Genomic DNA, 24,473 nt, shown 5'->3' with positions numbered 1-24,473 from the left:
CCGTGAACGGCCTCAACACCGTCCTGATCGTCCTCGGCCTGTTCCTGGCCGGGGGCGTCTACTCCTTCCAGAAGCAGAAGATGCCGAAATCGGTGATCATTCTGCTCGCCCTCGGCTCCGTGATGTGTCTGGCCGCGGGAGTCCTGCGAATCCAAGGAATCTGGGATTGACCTGCTCCCCTTCCCTACCGGGAGGGGAGTCCCGCCCTCGCGGGCGGGGTTTCCTGTTTCACCACGGACCGCCCCAACCGAGAGGAGGACTCCCGATGAGGTCTTGCGCCCGCTCCACAGGCAGTGACCGCCAGCCCGGCGGCCAGAAGATTGATCGCGGCGTTCCCGTCCCGGTCGTGGGTGGTCCCGCAGTGATCGCACGTCCACTCGCGGACCTCCAGGGGGATCGGCTCGGCGATCACCCCACAGGCCGAGCACAGGCGCGTGCTGGGAAACCACCGGTCCACGGTGACCAGGGTGCGCCCGTACCAGGCCGCCTTGTACTCCAGCATGTCCCGCAGCTCGCGCCAGCCCGCGTCGGAGACGGCACGGGCCAGTCCGCGGTTCTTGAGCATGTTGCGGACGGCGAGGTCCTCGATCACGAGCGTTTGGTTTTCGCGCACGAGTCAAGTCGTCAGCTTGTGCAGGTGGTCGCGGCGGCGGTCCGCGATCCGGGCATGGACCCGCGCCACGCGGGCGCGGGCCCTGACCCGGTTCCGGCTGCCCTTCTCCTTCCGGGACAGCGCCCGGTGGGCCTTCGCGAGGCGTTCCCGGTCACGGTGCCCGTGCCTGGGATTGCGGATCTTCTCACCAGTAGAGAGGACCAGGAGCGCGGTCAGTCCGGCGTCGATGCCCACCGCCGCAGCGGTGACCTGCATCGGCACAGGAGCGTCCTCGCACAGCAGGGACACGAACCAGCGCCCGGCGCCGTCCCGGGAGACGGTGACCGTGGAAGGCACTGTGCCCTGGGGGAGCGGCCGGGACCACACGATGTGCAGCGGCTCCGACATCTTCGCCAGGGTCAGTCGGCCGTCGACATAGCGGAAGGCGCTGCGCGTGTACTCGGCCGAGGCCCGGGACTTCCGCTTCGACTTGAAGCGGGGGTAACGCGCACGCTTGGCCCAGAAGCCGGTGAAAGCGTGCTGCAGGTGCCGCAGGGCTTGCTGCAGTGGCACCGAGGACACCTCGGACAGGTACGACAGCTCCGCCGTCCGCTTCCACCCCGTGAGCATGGCCGACGTCTGCGCGTACCCGATCCTCTCGCCACGCGCCGACCACGCCTCACTGCGGGTGGCGAGGGCGATGTTGTAGACCTTGCGCACGCAGCCGAACGTCCGCGACAACTCGGCCGCCTGCTCGGCCGTCGGATAGAAGCGGTACTTGAACGCCCGCTTCACGGAAGAATCGGTCCCCACGCCCCGCACGCTAGGGGCGGCCACGAACAGAACACAAGTACAGGTCACGGCATCACGCAGCGGCACCGCGCCCGGGTGTGGTCCCGAGCCGCAGACGAGTTTCCTCCCCGGCGGGAGCCGGGAGTTTTCACGCAAGGAGGTTGGGATGAGCGCCGCTAGTCCCGCCAGACGGAACAAGACGGTCGTCGTCTTCGACTACGGCTTCGGCAACATCCGTTCCGCCGAGCGCGCCCTCGCGCGCGTCGGCGCGGACGTCGAGATCACCCGCGACTACGACCGGGCCATGGACGCCGACGGGCTCCTCGTGCCCGGTGTCGGCGCCTTCTCCGCCTGCATGAAGGGCCTCAAGGACGCGCGCGGCGACTGGATCATCGGCCGCCGGCTGTCCGGCGGGCGGCCCGTCATGGGCATCTGCGTCGGCATGCAGATCCTCTTCGAGCGCGGCATCGAGCACGGCGTGGAGACCGAGGGCCTCGACGAGTGGCCCGGCACCGTCGGCCCGCTCAAGGCCCCCGTCGTCCCGCACATGGGCTGGAACACCGTCGAGGCACCGGCCGACAGCCAGGCCTTCGCCGGGCTGGACGCCGACGCCCGCTTCTACTTCGTGCACTCCTACGCGGCCCACGACTGGACGCTGGAGGTCACCAACCCCCGGATCAAGGGCCCCAGGGTCACCTGGGCCACGCACGGGGAGCGGTTCGTCGCGGCGGTGGAGAACGGCGCCCTGTGGGCCACCCAGTTCCACCCCGAGAAGTCCGGCGACGCCGGAGCCCAGCTCCTCACCAACTGGATCGAGACCCTCTGATGCCGAACACGCTTGAACTGCTCCCCGCGGTCGACGTCCGCGACGGCCAGGCCGTACGCCTCGTGCACGGCGTGTCGGGCAGCGAGACCTCCTACGGCTCCCCGCTGGAGGCGGCCCTCGCCTGGCAGGCCTCCGGCGCCGAGTGGCTGCACCTCGTCGACCTGGACGCCGCCTTCGGCACCGGCGACAACCGCGCCCTGGTCGCCGAGATCACCCGTGCGATGGACATCAAGGTCGAGCTGTCCGGCGGCATCCGCGACGACGCCACCCTCGCCGCGGCCCTCGCCACCGGCTGCACCCGCGTCAACCTCGGCACCGCCGCCCTGGAGACCCCCGAGTGGGCCGCCAAGGCCATCGCCGAGCACGGCGACAGGATCGCCATCGGCCTCGACGTGCGCGGCACCACCCTCAAGGGCCGCGGCTGGACCAGCGAGGGCGGCGACCTCTACGAGACCCTCGCCCGCCTGGACTCCGAGGGCTGCGCCCGCTACGTCGTCACCGACATCGGCAAGGACGGCACCCTCACCGGCCCCAACCTGGAGCTGCTGAAGAACGTCTGCGCCGCCACCGACCGGCCCGTCGTCGCCTCCGGCGGCGTGTCCTCCCTGGATGACCTGCGCGCGCTGTCCGAGCTGGTGCCGCTGGGCGTCGAGGGCGCGATCGTCGGCAAGGCCCTGTACGCCAAGGCCTTCACCCTGGAAGAGGCCCTGGAGGCGGTGCGCGCATGAGCTCCGCGGAAGTGCGCCGGATCTCCTCCGGCGGCCCCTACGAGGACGTGATCGGCTACTCGCGCGCCGTCGCCCTGCCCAACGGCCTGGTGCTGGTCTCCGGCTGCACCGCGGCCGACGCGGGCGGCCCGTACGACCAGACGGTCAAGGCCTTCGAGGTGGCCTTCAAGGCGCTCGCCGAGGCCGGCCTGGGCGCCGAGGACGTGGTCCGCACCCGGCTGTACCTCACGCACGCCCGGGACGTGGAGGAGGTGGGCCGTGCCCACAAGGCCCTCTTCGACGCCGTCCGCCCCGCCGCCTCCATGATCATCGTCTCCGGCTTCGTCGACCCGAACATGGTCGTCGAGGTGGAGGTCGAGGCGTACAAGGAGCCCGCGCGATGACCCTCGCCGTACGAGTGATCCCCTGCCTGGACGTGGACAACGGCCGGGTCGTCAAGGGGGTCAACTTCCAGAACCTGCGCGACGCCGGCGACCCGGTGGAGATGGCCAAGCTGTACGACGCCGAGGGCGCCGACGAGCTGACCTTCCTCGACATCACCGCCTCCTCCGGCAACCGCGAGACCACCTACGACGTGGTGCGGCGCACCGCCGAGCAGGTGTTCATCCCGCTCACGGTCGGCGGCGGCGTCCGCACCGCCGACGACGTCGACAAGCTGCTGCGGGCCGGCGCCGACAAGGTCGGCGTCAACACCGCCGCCATCGCCCGGCCCGAGCTGATCCAGGAGATCGCCGAGCGCTTCGGCCGCCAGGTCCTCGTCCTGTCGGTCGACGCCCGCCGTACGGAGACCGGCTCCTTCGAGGTCACCACCCACGGCGGCCGCCGGGGCACCGGCATCGACGCCGTCGAGTGGGCGCACCGGGCGGCCGAACTGGGCGCCGGGGAGATCCTGCTGAACTCCATGGACGCCGACGGCACCAAGGACGGCTACGACACCGAGATGATCGCGGCCGTGCGCCGGCACGTCACCGTCCCGGTGATCGCCTCCGGCGGCGCGGGCAGGCTGGAGCACTTCGCGCCCGCCATCGGCGCGGGCGCCGACGCGGTCCTGGCCGCCTCGGTGTTCCACTTCGGCGACCTGCGGATCTCCGAGGTCAAGGGCGCCCTGCGGGAAGCCGGCCACCCGGTCCGCTGAGCCCTGGCCGGTCCCGGCCGCCCCGCTCGGGGCGGCCGGGGGCCGCCGCGGCGGCCCGGAGCCCGGGAGGCTGGGCACGGCCGGGCGGTGCCCGGGGCGCGTCGGCGTGTCAGATGCCCAGCTGGGCGACCGTCAGCTTCGCGACGGCCTCCTTCTCGCCGTCCAGCTCCACCGCGGCCGCGTTCTGCCGGCCGAAGCAGAACAGCGTCAGCTCGCCCGGCTCCCCGGTCACCGTCACCACCGGTACGCCCTTGTGCGCCACCGCCGTGCGCCCGTCCGGGCGGCGCAGCACCAGGCCCACCGGCGAGCGGCGGCCCGTCAGCCGGGCCAGCTTCTCCAGCCGGGACCAGAGCGCGTCCGAGAACACCGGGTCCGGCGTCCGCGGCGACCAGTCCGGCTGCGCGCGCCGCACGTCCTCCGCGTGGACGTAGAACTCCACCGCGTTCGCCGCCTCGTCGATCTGCTTCAACGCGTACACGGACAGCTTCGGCGGGCCGGTGCGGATCAGCTGGATGAGCTCCTCGTACGGCTTGGCCGCGTACTCGGCCATCGCCCGGTCGAGGCGGCCCTTCAGCACGTTCAGCAGCAGCCCGCCCGCCGCGTCGGGGCGGCGCTCGCGCACCACCACGTGCGCCGCCAGGTCCCGGCAGGTCCAGCCGTCGCACAGCGTCGGCGCCTCCGGTCCCGCAGCCTCCAGAAGGTCCGCCAGCAGCAGCCGTTCACGCTTCGCATGGGTAGACATACGGGCCAGCCTACGGCCGCGGCCGGCCGCGCGGCTGCCCACCAGGCGGACGGTGATCCGTAACGGGTCCTTCCGCGCGGCACAATGGGGCCCATGAGTACGACCTCACTCGACCCCGCCGTCGCAGCCCGCCTCAAGCGCTCCCCGGACGGCCTGGTCCCGGCCATCGCCCAGCAGTACGACACCGGCGAGGTGCTCATGCTCGGCTGGATGGACGACGAGGCCCTGCACCGCACCCTCACCACCGGCCGCTGCACCTACTGGTCCCGCAGCCGGCAGGAGTACTGGGTCAAGGGGGACACCTCCGGCCACTTCCAGCACGTGAAGTCCGTCGCCCTCGACTGCGACGCGGACACCGTGCTCGTCAAGGTCGACCAGGTCGGCGCCGCCTGCCACACGGGCGCCCGCACCTGCTTCGACGACGATGTCCTTTTCGGCGACGGCCGCTAGCCAGTTAGGGTCCCACCCCATGGATCTCGAGACGTTCCGCAAGCTCGCGGCCGACCGCCGTGTCATCCCCGTCAGCCGCAGGCTGCTCGCCGACGGGGACACCCCGGTCGGGCTCTACCGCAAGCTGGCCGCCGAACGCCCCGGCACCTTCCTGCTGGAGTCCGCCGAGAACGGCCGCTCCTGGTCCCGCTACTCCTTCATCGGCGTGCGCAGCGACTCCACCCTCACCGTCAAGGACGGCCAGGCGCACTGGATCGGCACCCCGCCCGTCGGCGTCCCCGTGGACGGTGACCCGCTGGACGCGCTGCGCGCCACCGTCGAGGCCCTGCACACTCCGCGCGACCTCGCGGGCGGCATGCCGCCGTTCACCGGCGGCATGGTCGGCTACCTCGGCTACGACATCGTCCGCCGCCTGGAGCGCATCGGCGAGCACGCCGAGGACGACCTGGAGCTCCCCGAGCTGACCATGCTCCTCACCTCCGACCTGGCGGTCCTGGACCACTGGGACGGCACCGTCCAGCTGATCGCCAACGCGATCAACCACAACGACCTGGACTCCGGGGTCGACGAGGCCCACGCCGACGCCGTCGCCCGCCTCGACGCCATGGAGGCCGACCTCGCGCGGCCCGCGCCGTACGCCCCGGCCCCGCTGCCCGCCTCCGAGCTGCCGGAGTTCTCCGCGCTGTGGGGCGGCGAGAAGTACCAGGCGGCCGTGGAGGACGTGAAGGAGCGCATCCGGGCCGGCGAGGCCTTCCAGGTGGTGCCCTCGCAGCGGTTCGAGACCCCCTGCGAGGCGTCCGCGCTGGACGTCTACCGGGTGCTGCGGGCCACCAACCCCTCCCCGTACATGTACCTCTTCCGCTTCGAGAACGGCTTCGACGTGGTCGGGTCCAGCCCCGAGGCGCTGGTCAAGGTCGAGGACGGCCGGGCCATGGTCCACCCGATCGCCGGCACCCGGCACCGGGGCGCGACCCCGCAGGAGGACAACGACCTCGCCGAGGAGCTGCTGGCCGACCCGAAGGAGCGCGCCGAGCACCTCATGCTCGTCGACCTGGGCCGCAACGACCTGGGCCGGGTGTGCGAGCCGGGCTCCGTCGAGGTCGTGGACTTCATGAGCATCGAGCGGTACTCGCACGTCATGCACATCGTCTCCACCGTCACCGGCCGGGTCGCCGAGGGCAGGACGGCGTTCGACGTGCTCACCGCCTGCTTCCCCGCCGGCACCCTCTCCGGCGCGCCCAAGCCGCGCGCCATGCAGATCATCGAGGAGCTGGAGCCCTCCCGGCGCGGCCTGTACGGCGGCTGCGTCGGCTACCTGGACTTCGCGGGGGACTCCGACACGGCCATCGCCATCCGCACCGCGCTGCTGCGCGACGGCACGGCGTACGTGCAGGCCGGGGCGGGCGTGGTCGCGGACTCGGTGCCCGAGCTGGAGGACCGGGAGTGCCGCAACAAGGCCGCCGCCGTGCTCCGCGCGGTCGGAGCGGCGAACCGCCTCCACCGCGGCTGAGGCCGTAGGGGATAGTGGGGTACGTGAGTGCCGTACCCCACCCCCCCAGCGAGGCCGAGGCCCCCGACAGCAGCACCGGCCGCCGCACCGTGGCCGTCGCCCTGCTGCTCGGCGCGCTCGGCGCCACCGTCGTCCTGCTCGCCTCCGGCCGCACCTGGGCCCGGGGCAGCGCCGCCATCGGGGGCGGGACCCTGCCCCTGACCGCGGACGGGCGGGCCGTCACGGGCCTCCCGGCCGCCCTGGCCATCGTCGGCCTCGCCGCCCTGGTCGCGGTGTTCGCCGTACGGGGCCGGGGGCGGCTGCTGGTCTCCGGGCTGCTCGCGCTGAGCGGTCTGGGCGCGGCCCTGGCCGCGGTGGCCGCCGCCGACGACCGGGCCGCCCTGGACGAGCGGGCCGCCACCGCGACCGCCGACACCGCCGCCCGGGTGGGGGAGCTGACCCATACGGCGTGGCCGTACGTCACCGCTTCCGGCGCCGCCCTGATCCTGCTCGCGGGACTGCTCGCGCTGCGCTTCGGCAGCGGCTGGCCCGCGATGGGAGGCCGCTACGAGCGCGACGGGAGCCCCCGCGGGCGCACCCCCGCCCCGGTGGACCCGGACCGGCCGGAGGACCTGTGGAAGGCGCTGGACCGCGGCGAGGACCCCACCCGCTAGCCGGGGCCGCGGGAGACCGCCACCCACTGGAGAAACCGGCGGCGGCGTGCGGGACAATGACAGCGAGCGTGCGGCACCGCACGCGAGACAGAGCAACGAGGAGCAACTCATGGCGGGCACGAGCCACGGACACACCCCGGCCGCCTGGACCGGTGTCATCATCGCCTTCATCGGTTTCTGCGTCTCCGGCGCCTTCATGGTGCTGGCGAACCCGCTCGGGTTCTGGGCCGGCATGGTCGTCGTCGCGCTCGGCGGTGTCGTCGGCCTGGCGATGCGCGCCGCCGGCATGGGCGCGCCGAAGGCCGCCCACCGCGACCTCGCCGAGGTCATCGCCGCCAACCGGGTTCCCGCCAAGGTCTGAGCGCGATCCCGCGGGTCTGCCGGTCCGCTGTTCGAAAGGCGCGGCCCCGTCGGGCTGCGCCTTTTGCCATGAGCGGAGAGAATCAGCGGGTGGACGCCCCTCGTACCGACGCCCCGCACGCCCCGCACGCGGGCCCCTGGGGGCCGCCGCCGTCCGGCGGGGCGCCCGTACGGGTCCCCCGGGCCCGGCGGGCGGCCGCGCCCGTGCTGACCCTGGCCGGGGCCGTGGCGGCCTTCGCGTACGTGGGCGCCGTGGACCCGAACGAACCGGGCCACTATCCGGTCTGCCCGCTGTTCCGGCTCACGGGGGTGCTGTGCCCCGGGTGCGGCGGGCTGCGCAGCGCCCACGCCTTCGCCACCGGCGACCTGCCGGCCGCGCTGGGCGCCAACGCCGTGGCGGTGGCCGGCTACCTCGTCTTCGCCGCCTTCACGGCCCTGTGGCTGCTGAGCGCCCTCCGCGGGCGGCCGGCCCCCCGGATCGCGCTGCGGCCGGCCTGGTGGTGGGGCATCGGGGCCGTGGTGCTCGCGTTCTCGATTGTCCGGAACCTCCCGTTCGGCTCCGTGCTGGCCCCCTGAACCCGGCGGAGGCCTTGGGGGAACTACGGGAGGGCCATATTCCGAGTGTCCAGTCCCTGGGAAACCGAGAACTCCGTGCGGAGGCCTCGGCGACCTGCGGATACCATTTGAGTGCTGACCTTGCAGTGGAACGTGTCTGCAAGGCGGCCGACCGTCATCGACCCGGAAGGGGGCCGCTCGCGTGAGTGTGCTCGACGAGATCATCGAAGGGGTCCGCGAAGACCTTGCCGAACGGCAGGCCCGCGTGAGCCTCGACGAGCTCAAGGAGCGTGCCGCCAAGGCGCCCCGGGCCAAGGACGGCGTCGCCGCCCTGCGTGGCGACGGCGTCAAGGTGATCTGCGAGGTCAAGCGCTCCAGCCCCTCCAAGGGCGCGCTGGCCGCGATCGCGGATCCGGCCGGGCTCGCCGCCGATTACGAGGCCGGTGGCGCGGCGGTCATCTCCGTCCTCACCGAGCAGCGCCGCTTCGGCGGCTCGCTCGCCGACCTGGAGGCCGTCCGCGCACGCGTGGACATCCCGATCCTGCGCAAGGACTTCATCGTCACGGCGTACCAGCTGTGGGAGGCCCGCGCCTACGGCGCCGACCTCGTGCTGCTGATCGTCGCGGCCCTGGAGCAGGAGGCCCTGGTCTCCCTCATCGAGCGGGCCGAGTCCATCGGCCTCACCCCGCTCGTCGAGGTGCACGACGAGGAGGAGATCGAGCGTGCCGTCGCCGCCGGCGCCAAGATCATCGGCGTCAACGCGCGCAACCTGAAGGACCTCAAGGTCGACCGCTCCACCTTCGAGCGCGTCGTCGGAGAGATCCCGCCCCACATCGTGAAGGTCGCCGAGTCCGGCATCCGCGGACCCCACGACCTGATCGCCTACGCCAACGAGGGCGCCGACGCGGTCCTCGTCGGCGAGTCCCTGGTCACCGGCCGCGACCCGAAGGCGGCCGTGGCCGACCTCGTCGCCGCCGGCGCCCACCCCGCCCTGCGTCACGGGCGGAGCTGACCCGTCCATGCCTCCCGCCTCCTCCACCGTCCGCACCCGGCCGGGCCACGGCCCGGCCGCCGTGCCGACGGCACACGCGCCGCTGGCGCGCGGCTGCCGCCCCCGCGGCTGTCGCGCCCCGGCCCGCCGCGTGCACGGCAGGCGGGTGCGCTACGTGATCGGGTCCGAGCCCGGACAGGTCAACGGCATGCGATGGCGCGGCGCGGCCGCGTCGTGACGGAGGCCCTCCCGGCCCGGTATCCCTGAGGTACCGGGGACGGGCGGCCCCGCACGGCCCCGCCCCCCGTGGGGGTGCGGGCCGTCCCCTCCGCATCCCCTCCCACCCCCTCAGCGGGGTGCGCGGGCGGCGGACCGGCGGCGCAATACGGTGCATCCAGCCCGCGTCGAGCGAAGCCTCGCATTCCGTACCCGTAGGAGTAGTGGCACATGTCCACCAGCTCGTTCTTCATCCCGGACCCGGAGGGTCACGTCCCCAACACCGAGGGCTACTTCGGTGACTTCGGCGGCAAGTTCATCCCGGAGGCCCTCGTCGCCGCCGTGGACGAGGTCGCCGTCGAGTACGAGAAGGCCAAGGGCGACCCGGCCTTCGCCGCCGAGCTCAACGACCTCATGGTCAACTACACCGGCCGGCCCAGCGCCCTGACCGAGGTGCCCCGGTTCGCCGAGCACGCCGGCGGCGCCCGGATCTTCCTCAAGCGCGAGGACCTCAACCACACCGGCTCGCACAAGATCAACAACGTGCTGGGCCAGGCGCTGCTCACCAAGCGCATGGGCAAGACCCGCGTCATCGCCGAGACCGGCGCCGGCCAGCACGGCGTGGCCACCGCCACCGCCTGCGCCCTCTTCGGCCTCGACTGCACCATCTACATGGGCGAGATCGACACCCAGCGCCAGGCCCTCAACGTGGCCCGCATGCGCATGCTCGGCGCCGAGGTCATCGCCGTGAAGTCCGGCTCCCGGACCCTCAAGGACGCCATCAACGAGGCGTTCCGCGACTGGGTCGCCAACGTGGACCAGACCCACTACCTCTTCGGCACCGTCGCCGGCCCCCACCCCTTCCCGGCGATGGTCCGCGACTTCCACCGCGTCATCGGCGTCGAGGCCCGCCGCCAGATCATCGAGCGCGCCGGCCGGCTCCCCGACGCCGTCGCCGCCTGCGTCGGCGGCGGCTCCAACGCCATCGGCCTCTTCCACGCCTTCATCCCCGACGCCGACGTCCGCCTGGTCGGCTTCGAGCCCGCCGGACACGGCGTCGAGACCGGCGAGCACGCCGCCACCCTCACCGCGGGCGAGCCCGGCATCCTGCACGGCTCCCGCAGCTACGTCCTCCAGGACGAGGAGGGCCAGATCACCGAGCCCTACTCCATCTCCGCCGGCCTCGACTACCCGGGCATCGGCCCCGAGCACTCCTACCTCAAGGACACCGGCCGCGGCGAGTACCGCGCGGTCACCGACGACGCCGCCATGCAGGCCCTGCGCCTGCTGTCGCGCACCGAGGGCATCATCCCGGCCATCGAGTCGGCGCACGCCCTCGCGGGCGCCCTCGACCTGGGCAAGGAGCTGGGCAAGGACGGCCTCATCGTCGTCAACCTGTCCGGCCGCGGCGACAAGGACATGGACACGGCCGCCCGCTACTTCGGGCTGTACGACGGCACGGAGACCGAGGGGGAGCACAAGTGAGCAACCAGGGCAACATCGAACTGCTGAGCGCGACCCTCGCCAAGGCCAAGTCCGAGGACCGGGCGGCCCTCGTCGCCTACCTCCCGGCCGGCTTCCCGACCGTCGACGGCGGCATCGAGGCCGTCAAGGCGATCGTCGAGGGCGGCGCCGACATCGTCGAGATCGGCCTGCCGCACAGCGACCCGGTCCTGGACGGCGCCGTCATCCAGACCGCCGACGACATCGCCCTGCGCGGCGGCGTCAAGATCGCCGACGTGCTGCGCACCGTCCGCGAGGCCTTCGAGGCCACCGGGGTCCCGATCCTCGTCATGACGTACTGGAACCCCATCGACCGCTACGGCGTCGAGCGGTTCACCGCCGAGCTGGCCGCCGCCGGCGGCGCCGGCTGCATCCTGCCCGACCTGCCGGTCCAGGAGTCCGCGCTGTGGCGGGAGCACGCCGCCGAGCACGGTCTGGCGACCGTCTTCGTCGTGGCCCCCAGCAGCAAGGACGAGCGCCTGGCGACCATCACCGCCGCCGGCTCCGGCTTCGTCTACGCCGCCTCCCTCATGGGCGTCACCGGCACCCGCGAGTCCGTCGGCAACGAGGCCCAGGAGCTGGTGCGCCGCACCCGCACCACCACCGACCTCCCGGTCTGCGTGGGCCTGGGCGTCTCCAACGCCGTACAGGCCAAGCAGGTCGCCGGCTTCGCCGACGGGGTGATCGTCGGCTCCGCCTTCGTGAAGCTCCTCCTGGACGCCCCGGACCTGCCGGCCGGCCTGTCGGCCGTGCGGGCACTGGCGGGCGAGCTTGCGGAAGGCGTACGCAGGTCCTGACCCAGACGGGCCCAGGACGAGGTTCTGTAGCCCGATCGGGTGGATTCGGCAGCGGGGAGGCACGCGAGTGCCTCCCCGCTTCGTTTGGCCGAACGTGAGCGAGAAGAACGACGGTGCGAACCGCGATGCGACGAAACGATCGGCCCGGGAGCGACTCCAGCAGGAGCGCGAGCGGCAGAAGAGCCGGGACAAGCGCCGGAGGACCTTCCTGGTCGCCGGAACCGTCGTCGGCGTGCTCGGCCTGGCCGCCGTCGTCGGCGTGATCGCGGCCAACACCGGCAAGGGCGACAAGTCCGCCAAGGCCGGCCCGGTGGCCGCGCCCTCCGGAGCCACCGGCAAGGACGCGCTCGCCATCCAGACCGGCAAGGACGAGGCCAAGTCCACCCTCACGGTGTGGGAGGACTTCCGCTGCCCCGCCTGCAAGGCCTTCGAGGACAACTACCGCACCACCATCCACGACCTGGAGGCCAAGGGGCTGCTCAAGGTCGAGTACCACCTGGTCACCCTGATCGACGGGAACATGGGCGGCACCGGCTCCCTGAAGGGGGCGAACGCCGCCGCCTGCGCCCAGGACGCCGGCAAGTTCTCCCCGTACCACGACGTCCTCTTCCAGAACCAGCCGCCGGAGACCGACGACGCCTACGGCAAGAACGCCAAGCTGCTGGAGCTGGCCGGCAAGGTCGACGGGCTGGACACCCCCGCCTTCCGCTCCTGCGTGCAGGACGGCACCCACAACAGCTGGGTGGGCAAGTCGCACGAGGCCTTCCGCGACGGGAAGTTCCGCGGCACCCCCACCGTGCTGCTCGACGGCAAGGACATCTTCTCCGACCAGGCGAACCCGCTGACCCCGCAGAAGCTGAAGGAGAAGGTCGAGGGCACCGCCGGCAAGACCGCCCCGTCACCGTCGGCGTCCCCCTCCGCCTCCGCGTCCGGAAGCAGCGGCTCCAAGACCGGCTCCAAGACCTCCACGGTCACCGGCTCCCGCTCCGCATCCGGTTCCGCATCCGGTTCCGCAACCGGTTCCGGATCCGGTTCCGGATCGGGTTCCGGTTCCGGCTCCCGGGCGGGGGCGGGCACGGGGTCGGGAGGCTGACCCGGGCGGCCCCGCCATGTGTGGTTTTGGTTTCAGCTTGCCGGGCGGGTTGCGGTCCGTACCGCCCGGCAGGGTAGCGTCAGGTCTGCCATGGACCTTGCTTACATCCCCAGCCCGTCGACCGGCGTGATCCATCTCGGACCGATCCCGCTGCGCGGCTACGCGTTCTGCATCATCATCGGCGTCTTCGTCGCCGTCTGGCTCGGCAACAAGCGGTGGATCGCGCGCGGCGGAAAGCCGGGCACGGTCGCGGACATCGCCGTGTGGGCGGTGCCCTTCGGCCTGGTCGGCGGTCGCCTCTACCACGTGATCACCGACTACCAGCTCTACTTCGGCGAGGGCCGGGACTGGGTCGACGCCTTCAAGATCTGGGAGGGCGGCCTCGGCATCTGGGGCGCGATCGCGCTCGGCGCGGTCGGCGCCTGGATCGGCTGCCGCCTGCGCGGCATCCCGCTGCCCGCCTGGGCCGACGCGCTCGCCCCGGGCATCGCCGTCGCCCAGGCCTTCGGACGCTGGGGCAACTGGTTCAACCAGGAGCTGTACGGCCGCGCGACCGACCTGCCGTGGGCGCTGAAGATCAGCGACGGCCCGAACCGGGTCGCCGGCACCTACCACCCGACGTTCCTCTACGAGTCCCTGTGGTGCCTGGGCGTCGCCGCCCTGGTCATCTGGGCCGACCGGCGCTTCAAGCTGGGACACGGGCGGGCGTTCGCCCTGTACGTGGCGGCCTACTGCTCCGGGCGCGTGTGGATCGAGTACATGCGCGTCGACGAGGCGCACCACATCCTGGGCCTGCGGCTGAACGTGTGGACCGCGATCGTGGTCTTCGTGCTCGCGGTGGTGTACTTCGTGCTCTCGGCGAAGCTGCGGCCGGGGCGGGAGACGGTGGTCGAGCCGGTCGCCTCCGGCGGTTCGGGCTCGGGTGAGCCCGCTGCGGCCGGGGCCGAGGCCGACGCGAAGGCCGTCCCGGCGGGTGCGGAGGCCGACCCGAAGGCCGTCCCGGCCGACGCGAAGGCCGTCGAGGCCGAGACCCCCGACGCCGGAGCGAAGCCGGCCACCAGCCTCACCAAGGCCGCCGAGGCCGACAAGAGCTGACCTACCGGGTCGTACCGGAGGGGGCGCCGCGCGACGCGCGGCGCCCCCTCCGGCGTACCCGGCCGGCGCCGGTGCCGATCGCCGCTGCGCGGGGCTGGATCCCCTACCCGCCCTTCGCCCGTTCCCCGGGCTCTGCCCGGACCCGCGCCTCAAACGCCGGCGGGGCTGGAGGGGCTCGGGGCTGCGCCCCCGGACTCCCGCGCCGCAAGCGCCGGCGGGGCTGGAAGTGGCCGGCGGGGCTGGATTTCGCGCAGCGGAATTCCAGCCCGCGCGGCGTTTGAGCGCACCGGGCGCGGACCGGCCGGTATCGGGGTCCGGGGCGCAGCCCCGGCACTCCAGCCCCGCCTGGGGGCACCTCCCAGCGGTAGCTGGGGGAGTTTGAGGCGCGGGGTCAGGGGCGGAGCCCCTGGGAACGGGCGAAGGGCGGGTAGGGGACCCAGCCCCGCGCAGCGGCCCCCCACCCGCACCCGACCCACCGGCCCCGGCCACGGAACCCGACCCCGCCCCGCGGCCCGACGGACGGAGTCCGGCGCGGCGGCGCGAAGCCGGGGAGGCCCCCGGGGCCGAGTCGTGCGAGCGGCGCGTCAGGAAGGGGCGCGGCGGGACAAGGTCAGGGTGCGGTGCGCGGCCGCGACGACGGCCGGGTCGACGAAGCGGCCGTCCGGGAGGGCGAGCGCCCCCGGCATGGCGCGGGCGGCCGTGACGATCTCCTCGGCGGCGGTGACCTCCTCCGGCCCCGGGAGGAAGGCCCGCTCGATCACCGGCAGCTGCCGCGGGTGGATCGCCGCACGCCCGAGGAAGCCCAGCGCCCGGCCCCGCGCGCAGGAGGCGGCCAGGGCCTCCAGGTCCCGGATGTCCGGGAAGACCGACTGCGCCGGCGGTGCCAGCCCGGCGGCGCGGGCCGCCACGACGACCCTGGAACGCGGCCAGTCCAGCCCGCTCTCCGCGCAGACGCCGAGGTCCGCGCACAAGTCCGCCTCGCCCAGCGTCAGCCCCTGCAGGGACGGGTGGGCGCGCGCGATCTCGTACGCCCTCTCCACCCCCAGCGCGGACTCCAGCAGCGCGTACAGCGCCACCCCTCCGGTGCGGTCCGCGACCCGGGTGATCTGTTCCGGCGCGTCGACCTTAGGCAGCCGCAGGCCCGCGAGACCGTGCAGCTGGGCCAGTGCGGTGAGGTCGGCGCCCGACCAGGGGGAGCCGAGGGCGTTGACGCGGACGTGGACCGGGACCGGCGGCCGTTCGCCCAGCAGTTCGGCGGTGGCCGCGCGGGCGTACTCCTTGCGCGAGACCGACACCGAGTCCTCCAGGTCGACGATGACGGCGTCGGCCCCGCTGCGCAGGGCCTTCGCCACCACCTCCGGGCGGTCCCCGGGCGCGTAGAGCCAGGTCAGGATCACAGGGCACCTCCGGTACGGAGAGCGGCGATCTCGGGCCCGGTCAGGCCGAGCTCGGTCAGGACGGATTCGGTGTCCGCGCCGTGCGGCCGGCCGGCCCAGCGGATCCCGCCGGGCGTCCCGGACAGCCGGAAGAGGACGTTCTGCATGCGGAGCGGGCCGAGTTCGGGGTCCTCGACCTCGGTGACCGTGTCGAGGGCGGCGAACTGCGGATCGGCCATCACGTCCCGGACGTCGTAGACCAGGGCGACGGCGGCCTCGGCCTCCTCGAAGGCCGCGACCACCTCCTCGGCCTTGTGCCGGGCGATCCAGCCGCCGACCGCCCCGTCGATGACCTCCGCGTGCGCGGCCCGCCCGGAGCCGGTCGCGAACCAGGGCTCGGTGGTCAGCTCGGCCCGGCCGACGAGCCGCAGCACGCGCTCCGCGATCGACTGGGCCGAGGCGGACACCGCCAGCCAGCGGCCGTCCGCGCTGCGGTAGGTGTTGCGGGGGGCGTTGTTGGCGGAGCGGTTGCCGGTGCGGGGCTGGACGTAGCCGAGCTGGTCGTACCAGAGCGGGTGCGGGCCCAGCACGGTCAGGATCGGCTCGATGATCGCCAGGTCGACGACCTGGCCCCGACCGGTCCGGTCCCGCCCGGCGAGCGCGGTCATCACCGCGTACGCGCAGGTCAGCGCTGCGATGGAGTCGGCGAGGCCGAAGGGCGGGAGGGTCGGGGGGCCGTCGGGCTCACCGGTGATCGCCGCGAAGCCGCTCATCGCCTCGGCGAGGGTGCCGAAGCCGGGCCGGCGGGCGTACGGGCCCTGCTGGCCGAAGGCCGTGACGCGGGCCAGGACGAGCCGCGGGTTGGCGGCCGACAGCTCGGGCCAGCCCAGCCCCCACCGCTCCAGGGTGCCGGGGCGGAAGTTCTCGACGACCACGTCGGCGGTGGCGGCCAGCCGCAGCAGGGTGTCCCGGCCGGCGGGCACGGACAGGTCGAGGGTCATCGTCCGCTTGTTCCGCCCGAGCAGCTTCCACCACAGCCCGACCCCGTCCTTGGCGGGGCCGTGCCCCCGGGAGGGGTCGGGCCGGTGCGGGTGCTCGACCTTGACCACCTCGGCGCCGAAGTCCCCGAGCAGGGTGGCGGCCAGCGGCCCGGCAAACAGGGTGGCCAGGTCGAGTACGCGCAGCCCCGCCAGCGGGCCGGCCGGGGGCACGTCGGCGGGCGCGTCGGCGTGGGGCGCGTCGGCGGGCGGGTCCGAGGGGGTCATGACTCCGCCCCGGCCGCGGCCCCCGCCGCCCGGTCCACTTCGGCGCGGGCCGGCATCGAGTCCTGCGCCCCCGGCCGCTGGACGGACAGCGACGCCGCCACCGACGCCCAGGCCAGAGCCCCCGGCATGGCGCGCCCCTCCCCGAGCGCCACCGCGAGCGCCCCGACGAAGGTGTCCCCGGCGGCGGTGGTGTCCACCGCCCGCACCCGCGGGGCCGCCACCGTCAGCGGCTCGCGCCCCCGGGCCGCGTACAGGCAGCCGGCCGCGCCCAGGGTGACCACCACCTCCGGCACCTCCCGCAACAGCGCCTCCGCGGCCCGGTGCGGGTCGGTGAGGCCGGTGAGGGCGGCGGCCTCGTGCTCGTTGGGGACCAGCAGGTCGGTGGCGGCGAGCAGCCCGGCCGGCAGGGGCTGCGCGGGGGCCGGGGTGAGGACCGTGCGGACGCCGTGCGCGCGGGCGGCCCGCGCCCCGGCGAGGACGGCCTCCAGGGGGAGTTCCAGCTGGAGCAGCAGGCAGTCGGCGGCGCCGATCCGCGACGCGTCGCCCGCCTCCAGGCCGGTGACGCGGGCGTTGGCGCCCGGGATGACGATGATGCTGTTGCCGCCCTCGTCGTCGACGGTGATGTGGGCGGTGCCGCTCGCGCCCTCGACGGTGCGCAGCGCGGCGGTCTCGACCCCGGCCGACGCGAGAGCGGCCCGCAGCCGTACGCCGAACTCGTCCGTCCCGACCGCGCCGATCATCACCACCTCCCCGCCGAGGCGGGCGGCGGCCACCGCCTGGTTGGCGCCCTTGCCGCCGGGGGCCGTGCGGAACTCCCGGCCGGTGACGGTCTCCCCGAGGCGGGGGGCCTTGGGCACGTAGGCGACGAGGTCCATGTTGGTACTGCCGAGCACGGCGATGGCCGTCATGAGCGGGTTGCCTCCTGGGTGGTGAGCCGGGCGGTGAGCTGGGCGAGGGTGTCGAAGCCGGTGCCGTCGAAGCCCGCGACGGTGGTGGCGAGGCGGTTCTTCAGCGGTGCGGTCCAGCGCTCCGGGATCCGGTCGGGGGATCCGGCCAGGAGCCCGGCGACCGAGCCGGCGGTGGCGCCGTTGGAGTCGGTGTCCCAGCCGCCGGACACCGCGAGGCAGACGGAACGGGTGAAGTCCCCGTCGGCGTGGGTGAGGGCGGCGGCGATCAGGGCGGTGTTGGGGACGGCGTGCACCCAGTGGTAGTGGCCGTAGCGGGCGTGCAGCCGGTCCACGACCCGGTCGAAGCAGGCCTCCTCGCGGGCGGCGCGGATCCCGTGCCGGACCGCCTCGGCGAGGCGCGAGCCGGGCGGTACGACGGCCAGCCCGGCCCGCAGCGCGCCGTGCACGTCGGCCCGGCCGCCGGCGGCCTCGGCTACGGCCGCGGCGGCGAACAGGGCGGCGTGCACCCCGCCCGCGGTGTGCGTGAGGGTGGCGTCCCGCCAGGCCTGTTCGGCGGCGGCGGCCGGGTCGCCGGGGTTGGTCCAGCCGTGGACGTCGGCGCGGATGAGGGCGCCGATCCACTCGCGGAAGGGGTTGTGGTGGGTGGCGGTGTGCGGGGGCTCCAGGCCCTGGAGGAGGTTGCGGTAGGCGACGCGTTCGGCGGTGAAGGTGCGGCCGGCGGGGAGCTCGTCGAGCCAGAGCCGGGCGAGGTCGGCGGTGGCGAAGCCCTTGCCGTGCCGCTGGAGCAGCAGCAGGCCGAGGAGGGGGTGGTTCAGGTCGTCGTCCTCGGGCGCGCCGTCGATGTTCTCGGCGAGGGAGGTGGGGGCGGAGCGGCGGTTCCACGGGTGGGCGGCCAGCAGCTCCGCGGGGACGCCGCGGGCGGTGAACCAGTCGTCCAGCGGCCAGTTCCCGGCGGCGCGGGCGAGGGCGCGGATGCCGTCGAGGGGGAGCTTCTCGACGGGTTTGCCGAGTACGCAGCCGACGGCCCGGCCGACCCAGGCGGCCTCCAGCCTGCGGCGCAGCGCGGGATCCACCGGGGCGGCCGGGCCGGGCGGGAGGGGTGCGGGCCAGGTGGCACGGATGGCCGGCCAGTCGGTGGGCTCCGCGGCGGCGGTGGGGACGGGAAGCTCCGCGAGGCCGTCCAGCAGGCGGACGGCGAGCGCGCGCAGCTCCGGCGCGGCGGGGGCGGGGGAGGCCCCGGCCCGGGCGGGGGCCTCCTGCCCGCCCGCCGCGAGCCAGGCGGAGCGGGCCGGCCCGGGGTCGCGCCCGTCCTCGGCGGCCTGGCGCAGCTCATGGCCGACCAGGTCCTCGGGCTGCACCCAGGTCAGCCGCACGGCACCGCCGGCGCCGCACGCGGCGGCTGCGCCGGCCGGGGCTGTGGGGGCGGGGTCTGCCGTGGCGGGGCTGGTTTGGGCCGGGGGTGTTGTGGCGGGGCCTGCCGTGACCGGGTTCGGGCTGGCGGGGGCTGTGGTGGTGGGGCCTGCCGTGGTTGGGCCCGTGTCGGCCGGGGCTGTGGGGGTCGGGTCTGCTGGGGGTGGGGGCGGTGTGGCCGGGGGGTTGCCGGCGCAGGGGGCCGTCACCGGGGGGAGGCGATGGCGTCGAAGGCGGCCTCGTGGGCGCGCCGGCGGGTCCGGTCCCGGTCGAAGACCTCCCGGGCCACGGCGGCCAGCTCGGCGGCCGGGGCGTGCAGGTCGAGCCGGCTGGCATCCGCGACCTGCTTGGCCCAGGCGGCGGGCACGGCGGACTCCCCGCCGAGGGCGCCGGCGAGGGCCCCGGCCATGGTGGCGATGGAGTCGCAGTCGCGGCCGTAGTTGACGGCGCCGAGCACGGAGGCCTCGTACCGGCCGTCCGCGACGAGCAGCATGCCGAGGGCGATCGGCAGTTCCTCGATGGAGTGCAGCCGCGAGGGGCGGCGGGCGCCGAGGGAGGGCGCCCGGTAGTCCGGCCCGACCGAGTCGTACGGGGCCACGGCCGCCCGCAGCGGCGCGAGCGCGGACTCGAAGTCCCGGTGCCGCAGCGCGACTTCGCGTACGGCGGCGATGGCGTCGCGGGTGCCGTCCTTGGCGAGGGCGAGCGCGGTGTCCACCACCGTCGCGGCCGTCGCGCCCGGGGCGCAGGCCGCCGCGACCGCCGCGGCGAACACGCCGGCCGCCTCCCGCCCGTACGAGGACTGGTGCGCGCCCGCGACGTCCAGCGCCTCGGCGTAGGCGGCGGCCGGGTTGCCCGCGTTGACCAGGCCGACCGGCGCCATGTACATCGCCGCGCCGCAGTTGACGATGTTCCCGGTGCCGGCCTCGCGGGGGTCGGCGTGCGCGTAGTGCAGCCGGGTCACGATCCACTTCTCGGCGAGGAAGATCCGCTGGAGGGGCAGTGCCTCGGCCTCCAGCTCGGGGATCCAGCGGGGGGTGCCCATCAGGTCCGGCACGAGGTGCTCGGCGACGGCGTAGGCGTCCAGGTGGTCGCGTACGGCCGTGTAGACGCGCACCAGGGCGTGCGTCATGAGGGTGTCGTCGGTGACGTGCCCGTCGCCCTTGTGGTAGGGCGCGATGGGCCGGGCGGTGCGCCAGTCCGCGTACCAGGGGCCGACGATGCCGTGTACGCGGCCGCCGTGCCGCTCGGCGATCTGCTCCGGGGACCAGCCCTCCACCGGCCCGCCGAGGGCGTCACCGACGGCGGCGCCGACGAGGGCGCCCGAGAACCGGTCCTCCAGTGTGAGGCTCATGCCCGAATCATCCCTTCCGTGAGGTGAGTTCCGTACGCGAGAGCAGTGCGGCGAGTTCGACGAGGTCGGTTCCGGCCAGCCGGGGGAGGGCGCAGCCGGAGAGGGTGCGGCAGGCGTCGCGCCAGGCGGCGGGGAGGGAGTCGCCGCCGCCGAGGGCGCCGGTGAGGGCGCCCGCGAGGGCGGGGGCGGAGTCGGCGACGCGGGAGAGGCAGGCCGCGGCCGGGACGGCCTCGCAGGTCCTGCCGCCGGCGGCGGTGGCGAGGGCGAGGGCGACGGGGACGGTCTCGGCGGCGGCGATGCCGTAGCTGTAGACGTGGTCGACGATCTGGTGTTCCAGGAGGGGGACGAGCGCGAAGGCGCCGCCGGTCTCCGCGCGGGCGAGTTTGACGGCGTGCCGGGCGTTGCGGCCGATCTCGGTGGGGGCGGGCAGCTGCGCGAGCGCGGCGTCGACGGCGGTGTCGGTGTCCGCGCCGGCGAGGGCGGCGGCGACGGCGGCCGCCATGGCGCGGGCGCCGTGGACGCCGTCGCCGTCCTGGGTGTAGCGGGCGTCGAACTCGGCGAGGTCCGCGGCGGCTTGCGGGTCGCCGGGGTGCACGACGGCGAGGACGCAGGCGCGGACGCAGGCGGCGTCGTCGAAGTAGTGCGGGTTGTCGTGGCCGGTGGCGGGCGGGCGCAGGCCGGCGGCGAGGTTGCCGAGGCCGGCGCGTACGGAGATCCGGGCGCGCATCGGCAGGACGGCGGACTCGACCTCGGGGGCCCGTTCGGCGGCGGCGGCGACCTCGCTGGCGAGGGCGTTCCAGGCGAGGTCGATGGCGGCGCGCATGCGGCGGGACCGGGAGAGGTCGCTGAGCAGGGCACCCGCGGCGGTGAGTACGGATTCGGCGGCGAAGGCGGCCCATTCGGCGTCGTCGGAGGGGCCGAGGCGCAGGGGTTCGGGGGGCTGGTTGAGGGCGATGGGGACGGGGAGGGTGGTGGTGGCGTTCTGCTCGGCGAAGGTGTCGAGCTCGCGGGTGAGGCGGCGGGTCCACTCGGGCATCCGGCTGGCGCGGTGCCGGGCGGCGGGCCACCCGGCGGCGTCGCCGGCGGCGAGCCCGAGGAGCAACCCCTCGATCCGCCGGCCCGCCTCCGGCGGCGGGGCGGGGGCACGCGGTGCCGGGGCGGCGGCCTCCGGGGCGGTCGCGGGAGTACGCGGCCCCGTGGGCGGGGTCCGGCCGGGGGCGGTTCCCCCCACCCCGCCCCTTCCCGGAACCGGGGGCGGGGCAGGCGGGACGGCCCCCTCCGCCACCAGTGCGGACACGACGGCCCACGCGGCGGCCTCCCGAGGGGGCTGCCCGGGGGCGGGGGCGGAGGCCGGACCCCCGCCTCCGGGCGGCCCGGCCGGGACCGGTCCGGCGAGGACAGCCGGGGTCGCGGCGGCGGGGCCGGCCGGGGCCGGGGCGTAGGCGAGGGCGGCCGGGGCCACGGGGGAGAAGGCGGCCGGGACCGGTTCGGCCCCATTGGCCGGGGCCGGGGCGGCGGCGAAGGCGGCCGAGACCGCGGCGGCGAGGACAGCCGGGACCGGTTCGGCGAAGTTGGCCGGGGCGGCGGCGAGGGCGGCCGGGGCGGCGGTGGGGGCGTCCGGGACCGGTTCGGCCCCGTCGGCCGGGGCCGGGGCGGGGGCGGCTGCGGGGACAGCCGGGGCCGGGGCGGCGGCTCCGGCGGGGGACTCCGCTTCCGGGGCCGGGTCGGTGAGGGTGGTGGGCTGGGTCATCGGGCGGGCTCGGTTTCCGGGGTGAGGAGGTCCGCGATGTCCAGGACGTGGTAGCCGCGCATCGAGGGGAGGCAGCTGCCGCGGACCGGGCCGATGGCCGAGGCCCAGGCGGCGGGGATGGCGGGGGCGCCGGACAGGGCGCCGGCCAGGGCGCCCGCCACCGCCGCGGTGGTGTCGGCGTCCCGGCCCATGTTCACCGCGGTGAGGACCGAGCCCGGGAAGTCGCCCGCGCAGGCGGCGAACGCGCCGAAGGCCAGTCCCACCGCCTCCGGGGCCAGGTCCGTCCACGGGTAGCCGCCGATGACCACCGCCGACCGCACCGCCCGCTCCCCGCGCGGGGCCGCGGTCACCGCACGGCGCAGCGAGCGGGCCGTCCAGGAGTCGGACGGGATGACGGACAGGGCCGCCGAGACCACCGAGGCGGGGGAGCCGCCCGCCATGGCGGCCGCGACGCCGGCGGCGACGGCCTGCCCGCCGTAGATGCCCTCGCCGTCGTGGCTGACCGTTCCGTCGATCGCGACCAGCCGGGCCGCCTCCGCCGGGCGGCCCGCCGCGAACACCCCGAAGGGCGCCGCCCGCATGGCCAGGCCGTCCGACCAGGCGTGCCGGTGCTGGGCGGAGATCGGCGCTGCCAGGCCCCGGCGGAGGTTCTCCAGGGTGCCGCGCTCGGAGAAGCCCGCGCCGCGGAAGGGGCCCTCGTCCAGGTCCGCGATCCAGTGGTGCCAGGCCCGTTCGACGTGCGCGACGGTCAGGGCGGAGCCGTGCCGGGCCAGCAGCAGGCCCGAGAAGATCGCGTACTCCGTGTCGTCCGTGCCCGCTGGGTCGTCCGAGACGAAGCCCTCGATCCGGCCCCACTTCGCGCGGATCTCCGACGGCTTCATGTTCTCCGCGGGGGCGCCCAGCGCGTCACCCACCGCGAGGCCGAGAAGCGCTCCCCTGGCCCGTTCGAGGAGGACCTGCGGATTGCATGCAATCAGCTCCATGGCGCGCCTCTCCACTTGGTGGGGGACTCATCATGAGCCCTTGGGGGATTTGTGCCACGGCATGAGGTTTGTCGGTCGCCGCGAAACGCGCCCCGCCCGCCCCCGTCACCCGGTCGCCGACCCGCGAAACCCCAGGTAAGTACGGCCTTCCTTGCTGGCGGGAGCCGGAAATCGTGCGTACTTTCGAGGTGTTCAGGGGGAGTGCCCCGCGCCGGGCACAGCTGCGCGTCGCTTTCGCGTACCCGCTCGTACCCACTCGTACAAAAGGGGAGATACGCCATGTCCATCATCGACATCGAAGCGCCGCTGCACACCGCCCACCGCGACAACCACACCCACCGCGACGTCAACGGCGGGTGGCTGCGCCCGGCGGTCTTCGGCGCGATGGACGGCCTCGTCTCCAACCTCGCCCTGATGACCGGTGTGGCCGGCGGTGCGGTGGCCCCCGCGACGATCGTCATCACCGGCCTCGCCGGTCTCGCCGCCGGCGCCTTCTCGATGGCGGCCGGTGAGTACACCTCGGTCGCCTCGCAGCGCGAGCTGGTCCTCGCCGAGCTGGACGTGGAGCGCCAGCAGCTGCGCAAGCACCCCGTCGACGAGATGGAGGAGCTGGCCGAGCTCTACGTCTCGCGCGGCGTCGAGCCCGCCCTCGCCCGCGAGGTGGCGATGCAGCTCTCCCGCGACCCGGACCAGGCGCTGGAGATCCACGCCCGCGAGGAGCTCGGGATCGACCCCGACGACCTGCCCTCGCCGCTGGTCGCCGCCGTGTCCTCCTTCGGCTCCTTCGCCCTGGGCGCGCTGCTCCCCGTGCTGCCCTACCTGCTCGGGGCGACCGCCCTGTGGCCGGCCGTGCTGCTGGCGCTCGTCGGGCTCTTCGCCTGCGGTGCGGTGGTCTCGCGGGTCACGGCCCGGTCGTGGTGGTACAGCGGTGTGCGCCAGCTCGTCCTGGGTGGCGCCGCCGCGGGTGTGACGTACATCCTGGGAACCTGGATCGGCGGCGCCATAGGCTAACGGCCGCGGGAGTGAGACACTATGCAGCACGCAACATAAGTAGTCGGTTACCCGGTGGTTTCGATTCCGTGACCGCCGGGCATCACACCAGGGCGCCGGGCAATGATGCCCGTCTCGCGCCGGGACCTTCACCCCGTGTACTGCCCAGCAGGCCTCCACAGAGGCGTCTGCGACTCGAGAATCCCTTGAAGGTCCCTTCTTTCTGCCTCGCGCAGTGTCCGCATGCTGGAATGTGATATCCGGTTCTCGGAATTGCCGTCATCATGTAACCTGCACGAAATTTCGCAGAGGGCCAACGTCGTCCCTCGGCCAGCACATTGCCACGACGACGACGGGAGAGCCGATGCGTTCCGCATCCACGCACTCCGCGACCGGCCCCAG

At 74.5% G+C, this 24,473-nt stretch carries 25 protein-coding genes and 1 pseudogene; 17 read left to right on the top strand and 9 right to left on the bottom strand.

All coding sequences use genetic code 11. The features are described from left to right. Positions 1–2 precede the first annotated feature (2 nt). Positions 3–170 (top strand): hypothetical protein, encoded by a 168-nt coding sequence (locus D1J60_RS37200; RefSeq protein ID WP_164720866.1) that lies wholly within the window; start codon positions 3–5, stop codon positions 168–170. A gap of 14 nt (positions 171–184) precedes the next feature. On the opposite strand, the pseudogene D1J60_RS09795 reads toward D1J60_RS37200, so the two are convergent. Next, positions 185–1,387 (bottom strand): annotated as a pseudogene (locus D1J60_RS09795) (RNA-guided endonuclease TnpB family protein). 163 nt (positions 1,388–1,550) lie between these two features. Between D1J60_RS09795 and hisH the strand changes: the two are divergent. From hisH to hisF, 4 genes are read left to right on the top strand one after another with little or no spacing between them, the layout of a single operon-like run. Then, complete coding sequence (gene hisH / locus D1J60_RS09790) at positions 1,551–2,210, top strand: imidazole glycerol phosphate synthase subunit HisH (RefSeq protein ID WP_125820846.1); 660 nt, start codon at positions 1,551–1,553, stop codon at positions 2,208–2,210. Beyond that, on the top strand, positions 2,210–2,938 hold the full coding sequence (gene priA, locus D1J60_RS09785; RefSeq protein ID WP_125594531.1) for a bifunctional 1-(5-phosphoribosyl)-5-((5-phosphoribosylamino)methylideneamino)imidazole-4-carboxamide isomerase/phosphoribosylanthranilate isomerase PriA: 729 nt from the start codon (positions 2,210–2,212) through the stop codon (positions 2,936–2,938). The genes hisH and priA overlap by 1 nt, the downstream gene beginning before the upstream one ends. Further along, positions 2,935–3,321, top strand: coding sequence for a RidA family protein (locus D1J60_RS09780; protein ID WP_125594530.1), 387 nt, complete (start codon positions 2,935–2,937; stop codon positions 3,319–3,321). Before priA ends, D1J60_RS09780 begins: the two co-directional genes overlap by 4 nt. Beyond that, positions 3,318–4,073 (top strand): imidazole glycerol phosphate synthase subunit HisF, encoded by a 756-nt coding sequence (gene hisF / locus D1J60_RS09775; protein ID WP_125594529.1) that lies wholly within the window; start codon positions 3,318–3,320, stop codon positions 4,071–4,073. Before D1J60_RS09780 ends, hisF begins: the two co-directional genes overlap by 4 nt. 109 nt (positions 4,074–4,182) lie before the next feature. On the opposite strand, the gene D1J60_RS09770 is transcribed toward hisF, so the two are convergent. Continuing rightward, positions 4,183–4,815 carry a TIGR03085 family metal-binding protein gene (locus D1J60_RS09770; RefSeq protein ID WP_125594528.1) on the bottom strand — a complete coding sequence of 211 codons (633 nt, stop codon included), beginning with the start codon at positions 4,813–4,815 and terminating at the stop codon, positions 4,183–4,185. Between the two features lie 93 nt (positions 4,816–4,908). Between D1J60_RS09770 and hisI the strand changes: the two genes are divergently transcribed. The 11 genes from hisI (at position 4,909) to lgt (ending at position 14,038) form a co-directional block, all read left to right on the top strand. Next, the gene (gene hisI, locus D1J60_RS09765; protein ID WP_185899203.1) at positions 4,909–5,265 is read left to right on the top strand and encodes a phosphoribosyl-AMP cyclohydrolase; all 357 of its coding nucleotides are present in this window, start codon (positions 4,909–4,911) and stop codon (positions 5,263–5,265) included. Positions 5,266–5,284: 19 nt separating this feature from the next. Next, the gene (locus D1J60_RS09760; RefSeq protein ID WP_125820845.1) at positions 5,285–6,775 is read left to right on the top strand and encodes an anthranilate synthase component I; all 1,491 of its coding nucleotides are present in this window, start codon (positions 5,285–5,287) and stop codon (positions 6,773–6,775) included. Between the two features lie 14 nt (positions 6,776–6,789). Continuing rightward, the gene (locus D1J60_RS09755) at positions 6,790–7,428 is read left to right on the top strand and encodes a TIGR02234 family membrane protein (RefSeq protein WP_125594525.1); all 639 of its coding nucleotides are present in this window, start codon (positions 6,790–6,792) and stop codon (positions 7,426–7,428) included. 109 nt (positions 7,429–7,537) lie between these two features. Then, the gene (locus D1J60_RS09750; protein WP_007263567.1) at positions 7,538–7,789 is read left to right on the top strand and encodes an HGxxPAAW family protein; all 252 of its coding nucleotides are present in this window, start codon (positions 7,538–7,540) and stop codon (positions 7,787–7,789) included. Positions 7,790–7,857: 68 nt separating this feature from the next. Further along, positions 7,858–8,364, top strand: a complete 507-nt coding sequence (locus D1J60_RS09745; RefSeq protein ID WP_125820844.1) for a DUF2752 domain-containing protein — start codon at positions 7,858–7,860, stop codon at positions 8,362–8,364. Positions 8,365–8,545: 181 nt separating this feature from the next. Continuing rightward, entirely contained in the window at positions 8,546–9,355 is an 810-nt protein-coding gene (gene trpC, locus D1J60_RS09740; RefSeq protein ID WP_125594523.1) for an indole-3-glycerol phosphate synthase TrpC, read from the top strand. A 7-nt stretch (positions 9,356–9,362) separates the two neighbouring features. After that, a complete protein-coding gene (locus D1J60_RS09735) occupies positions 9,363–9,572 on the top strand; it encodes a tryptophan synthase subunit(beta) (RefSeq protein WP_125594522.1) in 210 nt (69 codons plus the stop codon). A gap of 209 nt (positions 9,573–9,781) precedes the next feature. Next, positions 9,782–11,035 carry a tryptophan synthase subunit beta gene (trpB, locus tag D1J60_RS09730; RefSeq protein ID WP_125603217.1) on the top strand — a complete coding sequence of 418 codons (1,254 nt, stop codon included), beginning with the start codon at positions 9,782–9,784 and terminating at the stop codon, positions 11,033–11,035. Continuing rightward, the gene (gene trpA, locus D1J60_RS09725) at positions 11,032–11,850 is read left to right on the top strand and encodes a tryptophan synthase subunit alpha (protein ID WP_125603218.1); all 819 of its coding nucleotides are present in this window, start codon (positions 11,032–11,034) and stop codon (positions 11,848–11,850) included. Before trpB ends, trpA begins: the two co-directional genes overlap by 4 nt. 94 nt (positions 11,851–11,944) lie before the next feature. Then, positions 11,945–12,943, top strand: a complete 999-nt coding sequence (locus tag D1J60_RS09720; protein WP_241253198.1) for a thioredoxin domain-containing protein — start codon at positions 11,945–11,947, stop codon at positions 12,941–12,943. Positions 12,944–13,033: 90 nt separating this feature from the next. After that, entirely contained in the window at positions 13,034–14,038 is a 1,005-nt protein-coding gene (gene lgt / locus D1J60_RS09715; protein WP_125820842.1) for a prolipoprotein diacylglyceryl transferase, read from the top strand. Positions 14,039–14,622: 584 nt separating this feature from the next. Here the strand turns inward: lgt and D1J60_RS09710 are convergent. From D1J60_RS09710 to D1J60_RS09680, 7 genes are all read right to left on the bottom strand, one after another. Further along, positions 14,623–15,435: a CoA ester lyase gene (locus D1J60_RS09710; RefSeq protein WP_125820841.1), complete on the bottom strand. Its 813-nt coding sequence runs from the start codon at positions 15,433–15,435 to the stop codon at positions 14,623–14,625. Beyond that, entirely contained in the window at positions 15,432–16,679 is a 1,248-nt protein-coding gene (locus D1J60_RS09705; RefSeq protein WP_125820840.1) for a CoA transferase, read from the bottom strand. Before D1J60_RS09705 ends, D1J60_RS09710 begins: the two co-directional genes overlap by 4 nt. Then, entirely contained in the window at positions 16,676–17,587 is a 912-nt protein-coding gene (gene rbsK / locus D1J60_RS09700; protein ID WP_125820839.1) for a ribokinase, read from the bottom strand. Before rbsK ends, D1J60_RS09705 begins: the two co-directional genes overlap by 4 nt. Beyond that, positions 17,584–18,960 carry an ADP-ribosylglycohydrolase family protein gene (locus D1J60_RS09695; RefSeq protein ID WP_125820838.1) on the bottom strand — a complete coding sequence of 459 codons (1,377 nt, stop codon included), beginning with the start codon at positions 18,958–18,960 and terminating at the stop codon, positions 17,584–17,586. Before D1J60_RS09695 ends, rbsK begins: the two co-directional genes overlap by 4 nt. Before the next feature lie 242 nt (positions 18,961–19,202). After that, complete coding sequence (locus D1J60_RS09690) at positions 19,203–20,348, bottom strand: ADP-ribosylglycohydrolase family protein (RefSeq protein WP_125820837.1); 1,146 nt, start codon at positions 20,346–20,348, stop codon at positions 19,203–19,205. 7 nt (positions 20,349–20,355) lie between these two features. Continuing rightward, entirely contained in the window at positions 20,356–21,579 is a 1,224-nt protein-coding gene (locus D1J60_RS09685) for an ADP-ribosylglycohydrolase family protein (RefSeq protein ID WP_206436635.1), read from the bottom strand. A gap of 515 nt (positions 21,580–22,094) precedes the next feature. Next, a complete protein-coding gene (locus D1J60_RS09680) occupies positions 22,095–23,081 on the bottom strand; it encodes an ADP-ribosylglycohydrolase family protein (RefSeq protein ID WP_125600092.1) in 987 nt (328 codons plus the stop codon). 279 nt (positions 23,082–23,360) lie between these two features. Between D1J60_RS09680 and D1J60_RS09675 the strand changes: the two genes are divergently transcribed. Further along, positions 23,361–24,092 carry a VIT1/CCC1 transporter family protein gene (locus tag D1J60_RS09675; protein ID WP_125820836.1) on the top strand — a complete coding sequence of 244 codons (732 nt, stop codon included), beginning with the start codon at positions 23,361–23,363 and terminating at the stop codon, positions 24,090–24,092. Positions 24,093–24,473: the final 381 nt, after the last annotated feature.

Source organism: Streptomyces sp. W1SF4 (assembly GCF_003950035.1).
In the GTDB taxonomy this organism is placed as follows: domain Bacteria; phylum Actinomycetota; class Actinomycetes; order Streptomycetales; family Streptomycetaceae; genus Streptomyces; species Streptomyces racemochromogenes.
Note: the sequence above shows the minus strand (reverse complement) of the source record. Positions and strands in the feature narration are given on the sequence as shown.